7 protein-coding genes are annotated in these 8814 nt (G+C 65.4%); 2 read left to right on the top strand and 5 right to left on the bottom strand.

Annotated features, from left to right (window positions below):
- Positions 1-19: 19 nt before the first annotated feature.
- The 5 genes from MLE27_RS16640 to MLE27_RS16660 all read right to left on the bottom strand — a co-directional run bounded on the left by MLE27_RS16640 (position 20) and on the right by MLE27_RS16660 (position 3262).
- Positions 20-838 (bottom strand): hypothetical protein, encoded by an 819-nt coding sequence (locus MLE27_RS16640; RefSeq protein ID WP_243313554.1) that lies wholly within the window; start codon positions 836-838, stop codon positions 20-22.
- Between the two features lie 68 nt (positions 839-906).
- On the bottom strand, positions 907-1122 hold the full coding sequence (locus MLE27_RS16645; RefSeq protein ID WP_243313556.1) for a hypothetical protein: 216 nt from the start codon (positions 1120-1122) through the stop codon (positions 907-909).
- A 143-nt stretch (positions 1123-1265) separates the two neighbouring features.
- Positions 1266-1868, bottom strand: coding sequence for a DUF4881 domain-containing protein (locus tag MLE27_RS16650; RefSeq protein WP_243313558.1), 603 nt, complete (start codon positions 1866-1868; stop codon positions 1266-1268).
- A 30-nt stretch (positions 1869-1898) separates the two neighbouring features.
- Positions 1899-2951 (bottom strand): sulfite exporter TauE/SafE family protein, encoded by a 1053-nt coding sequence (locus tag MLE27_RS16655; protein ID WP_243313560.1) that lies wholly within the window; start codon positions 2949-2951, stop codon positions 1899-1901.
- Between the two features lie 20 nt (positions 2952-2971).
- Positions 2972-3262, bottom strand: a complete 291-nt coding sequence (locus MLE27_RS16660; RefSeq protein WP_243313562.1) for a DVU0150 family protein — start codon at positions 3260-3262, stop codon at positions 2972-2974.
- A 275-nt stretch (positions 3263-3537) separates the two neighbouring features.
- On the opposite strand from MLE27_RS16660, the gene MLE27_RS16665 reads away from it, so the two are divergent.
- Both MLE27_RS16665 and MLE27_RS16670 read left to right on the top strand, forming a co-directional pair.
- Positions 3538-6078 (top strand): sigma 54-interacting transcriptional regulator, encoded by a 2541-nt coding sequence (locus MLE27_RS16665; RefSeq protein WP_243313564.1) that lies wholly within the window; start codon positions 3538-3540, stop codon positions 6076-6078.
- Between the two features lie 52 nt (positions 6079-6130).
- Positions 6131-8758 carry a PEP/pyruvate-binding domain-containing protein gene (locus MLE27_RS16670; RefSeq protein WP_243313565.1) on the top strand — a complete coding sequence of 876 codons (2628 nt, stop codon included), beginning with the start codon at positions 6131-6133 and terminating at the stop codon, positions 8756-8758.
- The last annotated feature ends 56 nt before the right edge of the window (positions 8759-8814 follow it).

The raw sequence follows: 8814 nt of genomic DNA on the forward strand, positions 1-8814 counted from the left end.
GCCCGATGCCTGCGGCGCATCATTGGTTACCGTCTTTCCTTGTGCCGGAGGGCAATTCCACCATGTAGCCGGGTTTGCACTCGCCCGACACCATCCGGGCTGTGCAGTCTTCGGTTTGGCAGCCATCCACCAGCGCTTCGCCGGCCTGGCTGCCGTTGCCATCGAAAATCGGGACGTGCATGCCATTGCGCAGGCCGTGCCGTGTGCCCATGGAGAAGGCGATCACCATGCCATTTTCGTCTTTTTTGGCCAGATAGACCACGGCCTGCCCGTTTTGGGCCAGAATACGCTCAAACGTGCGGTTTGCAAGGTACCCGGCCACGCCGAAAGGCACGGCGAGCAGCAGCATGGCCACGCTCGCGCTGAAGGGGTGCACCCCCACGGCCCGCATGACGAACGAGGGGGAAGCGTTGCGCATGGCCTTGGCGTTTGCGTGAACGGTCACCGCGATGACCAGGGGTTTGGGCGCCGGGGCCAGCGGGTCGGCGCCGGGGCCGGTGAGCGTGAAGATCCTCTTCCCTGGGGCCGCATCCACGGCGATGAGCACGGTGCCCCGCCACATGGTGCCGCCCAGCCAGAATCCGCTGAATTCGCTCTGCGGCGTGAGGATAACCAGATCGTCGCCGCCCTGCACGTTGATGTCGCTTATTGTGGCCGCCCCCTGGGGCAGGGGGGCGGTGACGGGCAGGGTGGTGCCGGGCAGGCCCTGGAGGTCCCGCTGTTCGCCCTTGAACCCGGCGGCCAGCCCGTCGGCCAGGCAGGCCAGGGCGGCGAAGAGCAGGGCGGAGGCGATCCAGCCGGAGAGCCGGCGCACGTTCTGGCATTCGGAGATGTTCATGGGCACCTGATGTCATGTTCCAGGGAGGTTGGAAAGCCGGGCTCGGAAAAGTTGCCGGGGCGGCCCGCTCAGGCGGCGCCGGGCTCGGTGCGGGCCTTGTCGCGCAGCAGGCGGATCAGGGTGATGCCGCCCAGCAGGGTGGGCACGAACAAGGAGAAGAAGCTCTTGCAGAAGGCGGGGGTGAAGTTCTCGGGGTCGTGCCCGGCGGCGTACATGCCCACGCAGAGCTCCACGAGAATGGCCAGGTCCACGGCGACGAGGGTGATCTTCTGCTTGGCGTTCATTGCTGCTTCTCCTTGTGGCCCGTGGGGCTCTTCTGCTGTTGGATCCAGAGGCGGAGGGCCGGCGATGGGGGGCCTGGGTCCGGCCCTCCGCTCTGGATGGTATGGCTGGCGGCCGCGGTGGGGGTGAGCGGCCAGACCTGCCTTTACTTCTTGAAGATGTCGGTCTTGCTGATGTTCATGAACCGCAGGGCCTTGCCTTCGTCCTTGTAGTACACCCGGACTTCGTCGCCGGCGTCCCAGGTGGAGTCGGGCCAGGACATGTATTCGTCAGGCACGCTGAAGGTCACGAGCAGCTTCTGGCGTCCGGAGTAGATGGTGACGGTCTTCTTGGCCTTGTCGACCATGGGGAACTGCTTGGCCTTGTTGGCTTCCTTGTCGAACACCAGGGGGTGGTCCTTGTCCACGTTCTCCTGGATGTCGTGGATCTTGAAGTTGATGGTCTTGAAGGCCTGGGCCTGGGGATCGAAGACCACGATCTGGCTCTTCTGGGTGTCCAGCTTCATGCGCAGGCCGGCCTTGGGCGCGGGGCCGGTTTCGGCAGGGTCGGCGGGCATCTGGTACACCACCGGGGGCAGCCCGCTGTAGTCGGGGGAGGCCGGGTCAGCCTTCTTGTCCCTGATGAAGGTGACCTTCTTGGCGTCCTTATCGAAGGCCACAACCCTGCCCTGGTCAACCTTGCCGAAGTCGCTGCAGCCCAAGAGAGATGCCAGCGCCAGTGCGGCCAAGAGAAGTGGGAAGCGCTTCATATTCATTGCTCCTTGGCTCATTTGTTGCGTTTACGCGGGCTTCCTGGTGGAGAGTTCCTGCTTGGCGCCCTGGATCATCTTCACGAAGATGTAGAGGCTCATGCCGGCGACCAGGCCCAGGATGAGCACCGTGGACGCTACGTCCATGGCGTAGTTGAGCTGCTTGAAGTTCGAGCCGATCATCTTCATGGCGATGGACACCGCGCAGCCGATGACGGCCAGGCCGAAGGCGATGCGGATGCCGTAGCCCTTGATGTACTTGGTGGCCACGGTGCCCACCTGCGCGCCGATGGACGCGCCGCAGAGCATGATGATGGCCGCCACGAGCTCGGTGCGGCCCTTGAAGGTGTAGGACGCCGCGCCGTACAGGCCCGAGATCATGACTTCGAAGAGGTCCGTGCCGACGGCCACGTGGGTGGGGCAGCCGACCAGGTAGATCAGGGCGGGCATGCGGATCAGGCCGCCGCCGATGCCCAGGATGCCGGCCAGCCAGCCGGTGAGGAAGCTCACGCCGATGGGCAGCCAGGCCGAGCAGTAGATGCCAGCGGCTTCAAGGTGCACCATGGGGGGAATCTTGATCTTGTGCAGGGTCTTGTGCCACTCGATGCCGGTGGCCAGGGCGTCCACTTCCTTGCCCGCGGCTTTGGCGGCGCGTTCCTTCTGGCGGCGCTTGTTGACGTCGTGGAAGACCATCCAGGCGATGAGGAACAAGAGGACCAGATAGATGTAGCGCACGACCTTCTCGACGCTGCCGACGCGCTCCAGCCACATGACCATCTGCGCGCCCACCTCGAAGCCGCCGACGGTGCCCACGATCATGATCAGGCCCAGCTTGTAGTCCACGTTGCCGAACTTGCCGTGCCGCATGGTGGCGATCAGGGACTTGCCCGCCATGTGGGCGATGTCGGTGCCGATGGCGAATGCCATGGGGAAACCAAGGATGTTCAGGCCGGGGGTGACCATCCAGGCGCCGCCCATGCCGAAGAAGCCGCCGATGATGCCCACGCCCACGCCCAGGATTATCAGGCCGGGCCAGAAGATCTTAACGCCCGCTATGGGCATGAGGATATAGAGCCATTCCATGGTGGTTCTCCTTGCCGGTCCTAGTGTTCGGCCAGTTCGCGGGACTTCAGGTCCAGACCGATCCAGTGCATGACGATGTCCGCCAGCACACCGAAGATCACGCCGATCGTCGGGATCATGATGACCGTCAGGATGGTGAAATAGAGGTGGCTCTCATTGTAGAGATTGGCCCACCAGGCCATGATGCCGGTGAGTTTGCGGGTGTCCGCCACCAGGACGATGGGGGCTCCACCGCCGCCAGCGGCAATGGCCAGGCCGGGTGCTCCCAATGCGAGCAGCAACGTGATTGCCAACTGTGTGATCCTCTTCATCTGTGCTCCTCCTTGCTGTTCCTGCCAGTTCTCCACCGGGCCGGGGCTCCACCCCGGACATCCCGGATTGATAGCCGCCGTGGGCGCGTTGGCCTTTGCCGGTCCAAATAAACGCGCAAAGTCAGGCGGATTAGAGCAACCGGCGTGCCAAACGTGAAAACTTGACGGAATGCTTGATGAAATGTAGATTCGCGCAACAGTGAACGCCTGGAAGTCGCTTGATCTTGTGCGAATTTGCGCGTCTTGACGGCATCGCGCAAAGCAGGAGGCGGAGTATGGGCTTTTTCGCGCCACAGCGTCCGGTCCGTGGAAGCCTGGCGGAGAACCTGGGGAGGTTCTCCTCCATGAGCGTGCGCAACAAGTTGCTGGTGACCATCATCCCGCTGATTTCGCTGGTGCTGCTGGCCACCGGCTACGCCACCAGGCTCACCGCGGTCCGCTACCTGAACCTTGCCCTCGAGCGCACCACCAAGGTGCTGACCATGGGCCAGGCCAACGCCCTGGCCGAATATTTCGAGAACGCCAGGGAAGACCTCCTGCTGCTTTCACACGGCGAGATCGACGAGGAGCCCGTCCGCGCGATGCTCACCATCCAGGCGCACGTGCGCCCCGGAAATTATCGCGAGGTGGCCTACATCCCGGCCAACGGGGACGCGCCGCTCATGCTGGTGGATACCGGGCAGGAGGTGGTCCGCCTCACGAAGGAGCAGTGCGAGCGGGTGTTCAACTCGCCGCTCATGGCTCCGTCCAGGCTGCAAAGCCCCAAGACCGGCTCGGTGACGCTGGTGGGGCTGTCAGAGTCCATCTATCCGCCTGGGTTGGTTCCCAGCCTGAGCAGTGGGCTGACCTTCACCGTATTCCGCATGGTCACCCCGGTGACGGACAAGTCCGGCAAGGTGCTCGGCTTCTGGGTGCTTTCCCTGGACGGGCGCGCCGCGCGGGACATCCTCTCCCTGCACAATTCACCCAAGTCGCCCCTGGCTGCCTTCGCGCGCACGGCCGTCAGGCGCTACAGCTTCTTCTTCGACAGCAACGGCTGGATATTGTTCCAATCCGGCAGCCCCGAGGACAAGGAATCCACCCTCGCGACGGACGTGGCCAGATCCGGCCTCTCGGGGGACCACGGCATGCCCGGCCTGCACAGCGCGTTCAGGCCCGCGGCCTCCAACGAGACCTACTGGCGCATGGTGGTGGACGTGCAGAACGGGCAGACCGGCATCGAGAGCGTGGGCTCGGAGCTGGACCCCACCGTGACCTCCCACGACAGCTACGCGTTGGGTTATTCACCCGTGTTCTTCCTCAGCTCGCCTGAAAAAGGGCCCGAGATTGTGGGCGGCGTGGCCTTCATGGACCGCTCCAAGCTGGTTCTGGCCGCCGAATACCGTATATTCGACGTGCTGCTGCTCATCTTCGTGGCCGCGCTCCTGGTCAGCGCCGGCGTGCTCGTGCTGGTGGGGCGCTACATCACCCGCCCAGTGCTCGACCTGGCCAGGGCCGTGCGCTCGATGCCCCGGACAGGGGAGATGACCCTGCTCGAACTGCCCGTGCGCGACAAGGAGACCACGGAACTCAAGGACGCCATCAACACGCTGGTGGTCTCGCTGATAGGGCAGAAGGACGAGCTCAAGATCAAGGACGCCAGCCTCAAGGACTACCTGAACAGGCAGCCCCTGGATCTGGACAAGAAGATCTCGGCCGCCAGGGACGACGAACCCATGGAAGGGATCATCGGCGCGGGCCAGGGCATGAGGCAGTTCAAGCAGTTGGTGCGCAAGGCCGCGTCAGTGGACGCCGACGTGCTCATCGTCGGCGAGACTGGCACCGGCAAGGAGGTCACGGCCCAGGCCATCCACCGCATGTCGAGGCGGGCGGCCGGCCCCTACATCACCATGAACTGCGGGGCGCTGGACGAGAACCTGCTCATGGACGCGCTCTTCGGCCACGTCAAAGGAGCGTTCTCAGAAGCCAAGACCGACCGCAAAGGGGCCTTTCTGGCCGCCAACGGCGGGTCCATTCTCCTGGACGAGATCGGCAACGCCTCCCCCAAGGTGCAGCAGGCCCTGCTGCGCGCCCTGGCGGAGCGGACGATCATCCCGCTGGGCAGCGACCAGGAGGTGGCCTTCGACGCCAGGGTCATCGCGGCCACCAACGAGAACCTGATGGAGTGCGTCGCAGAGGGCTTATTCCGCGAAGACCTCTACTACCGGTTGAAGGTTCTCACCCTGCAGACCCTGCCCCTGCGCGAGCGCAAGGAGGACATCCCCCTGCTGGTGGACGCCTTCATCAGGGAATCGGCCCAGGTCATGCGCAAGGGGGAGGTGACCCTGAGCCAGGGCGCCTGGGAGCGCATCGCCGCGCACGACTGGCCGGGCAACGTCCGGGAACTCAAGCACTGCCTCATGCGCGCGGTGGCCATGGCGGATTCCAATGTCATCCTCATGGAGGACTTGCGCTTCGAGGGCCAGGCCGAAGAGCAGAAAGCTCGGGCGGCAACCCCGATTGAAGGTCCCGCGCCCGCGCGTGCGGATTCCGCCAGGGAGGATGCGGCGCAGGCTGCCCCGGCCGCGGCGCCAGTTCCGGAACAACCCTCTCCGGGGGACGACGCCCTGAACCCCCGCCAGCGCCTGGGGCTGGCCTACATCAGCGAGAACGGCAGCATGTCGCGCGCGCAGTACCAGAGCATCGTGGGGCAGAACGTGCCCCCGCGAACCGCGCAATACGATTTGCGCGATCTGGTGGAACGGGGTTTGCTGGTCGTCAAGGGACGCGGCCCCGCCACGCGCTATCATCCGCCAACGGATGGCAGATCCGGTTGACGTGCCTGAGGGGCTACGAATCCGGCTGCCGCAGGGAGGAACCATGGACCGGATGCACAGTCCGATTCTGACCAACCTCAAACGGTTGCTGCTCCCACTCGTCGGCCGCAAGCCCCAGCCCTTAAGGAAAGACCAGAACGCCTTCAGGTTCAAGTACGCCAACTTCCAGGAACTGCTCGAATCGAATTCCGATGTGCTGCGCACCATCGCCTCCCTGGAGGAAATGCTGCCCGGGCGCGAAGTGTTCGGCATGTCCTTCCTGCAATCCGCCGCGAGCCAGGCGGTGTTCCACTGCCTGCGGATGCTCCGGGGCTACGAGAACCTCTCCGGCGAGAAGCTGCCCGCCCTGCGGGAGAGGATCGAAGCCATCCGGGAGGAGCTCAAGAACATTCTGGCTTCCGGCCGTGGCGTCGCGCAGGGGCCCTGGTTCCTCGACCTGGATGAAATCGCGCAAAGAAGCGGCGAATTCGTCGGAGGGAAATGCGCAAACCTGGCGGAAACGCGCAACAGCGCCGGGATGCCGGTGCCGGACGGGTTTTGCGTGACCACCGCCGCGTTTCGCGCCTTTCTGGAACATTCCGATCTTGATTCTGAAATCGCCAAACGCACCATGGGGTTGGACGCCTCGGACCCCGCTTCGTTGCAGCAGGCCAGCGAGGACATCCAGCGCCTCATCCTGCTGGCGCCTTTCCCGGACGGATTCGAGGCCCAACTGCTGGAGCGCCATGCGGCCCTTGCCTTGCGGACCGGGCAGGGCAACGGCGATTTCCGCGTGTCCCTGCGCTCCAGTGCCGTGGGCGAAGATGGAGCCTTGAGTTTCGCCGGGCAGTACCTCTCCGTGCTGGGCGTCGCGCCGGGCAAGGTGGCCGAAAGCTACCGTTACGTCGCGGCCAGCCTGTACACCCCCCGGGCCATGGCCTACCGCCTGCTCAAGGGTGTGCCTGACGAGGCGGCGGCCATGGCCGTGGTCTGCCTGGAAATGGTCCGTTCCCGGTCCAGCGGGGTGCTCTACACCCGCCATCCCTTCGAACCCGGCAATTCCGACGTGCTCATCAACGCCGTCTGGGGGCTTGGTCCTTACGCGGTGGACGGGGTGGTCAACCCCAACCGCTTCAGCGTGGACAGGGAGAGCCTGGAGATCATCTCGCAGGATGTTCCCGGCCAGGAGGTCAGGCTGGAATGCGGCCTCGCGGGCGGACTGGTGGAGAGCGCCGTCGACCAGGACAGCCGGTCGAAGGCCTGCCTCTCGCCTCTGGATGTCAAGACGCTCGCCCGCTGGGGGTTGCAGCTCGAAGAACACTTCGGCGCGCCGCAGGATGTGGAGTGGGCCCAAGACGAAGCCGGCCGCTTGCTGGTGCTCCAGTCCAGGCCGCTCGCCGCTGGCCCTGCGGAAGGTGCGGCTCAGGCCCGGCGCAAACCCCTGGATGGCTACACGGTGCTGGCCGAGGGCGGCGATGCGGCCTGCCCCGGAGCGGGCTGCGGCCCGGTTTTCATCGTGCGGCGGGAGGACGATCTGGCGGAGTTCCCCGAAGGCGGGGTGCTGGTGGCGGATCACTCCTCACCCTCGTTCATGGTGGCCATGAACAAGGCCAGCGCCATCGTCACCGAGCACGGCAGCGTCACCGGGCACATGGCCTCGCTGGCCCGTGAGTTCAACGTGCCCACGGTTCTCGGCCTGCGCGGGGCGATGTCCACTCTGGAGCCCGGCGCGCGAGTCACGGTGGACGCCACGAACCGTCGTATCTACGCAGGCAGGGTCGAACCCCTTCTGGCCGAGAACGGAGTCGCGCCCGCGCCCATGCTGGGCACCCCCGTGCACGACCTGCTCAAGCGCGTGAGCGTCCTTGTCTCGCCCCTGCACCTGGTGGACCCCAAATCACCCGCGTTCACGCCCCAGCATTGCGCCACGCTTCACGACGTCACACGCTTCCTGCATGAGCGCTGCTATGCGGCCATGTTCCGCCTGGGCGACCAGGCTTCGGGCGAGGGCGGCATGGCCGTCCGCCTCGACGTGGGCATCGGGCTCGATCTGCACGTGATCGACCTGGGCGGCGGCCTGCGCGACGAGGTGGCCGGCGCGGACAGGATCAAGCGCGACGACGTGCTCTCCCGGCCGTTCATGGCCCTGCTGCGCGGCCTGGCGGACAAGGACTTCGTGGCCAGCGGCCCAAGGCCGGTGCAGTTGCGCGGTTTCCTCTCCGTGATGGGGCGGCAGATGATCGACGGCGCGAATCAGGGTGCGGAGCGCTTCGGGGAGAAGAGCTACGCCATCGTCTCTGACAAGTACCTCAATTTCAGCTCCCGAGTGGGCTATCATTATGGCGTGCTGGACAGCTACTGCGGCAAGACCGTGGCCAAGAACTACATCACCTTCGCCTTCAAGGGCGGGGCCGCCGGGGAGGATCGGCGGGAGCGCCGCGCCCGGGCCATCGCCCTCATCCTGGAGGCGCTCGGCTTCAAGGTGGCCGTGACCGGCGACAGGGTGGAGGGGCGTTTCCAGAAGTACCCGCCCGACATCATCGAGGAGAAGCTCGTCCAGATCGGCAGGCTGCTGCAGTTCACCCGCCAGACGGACATGCTCATGACCAGCGACAGCGCCGTGCCCGCCATGGTGGAGAGCTTCCTGCGCGGGGACACGGTGTTCGGGGCCTCCTGCCCGCTGCCGCCCAGCGACGGCTGAACGCCATCACCCGCGAAGCCGGAAGGGATTCCAAAGGGAGGAACTCCCTTTGGCCG

It is taken from the genome of Fundidesulfovibrio agrisoli (assembly GCF_022808715.1).
In the GTDB taxonomy this organism is placed as follows: Bacteria; Desulfobacterota; Desulfovibrionia; order Desulfovibrionales; family Desulfovibrionaceae; genus Fundidesulfovibrio; species Fundidesulfovibrio agrisoli.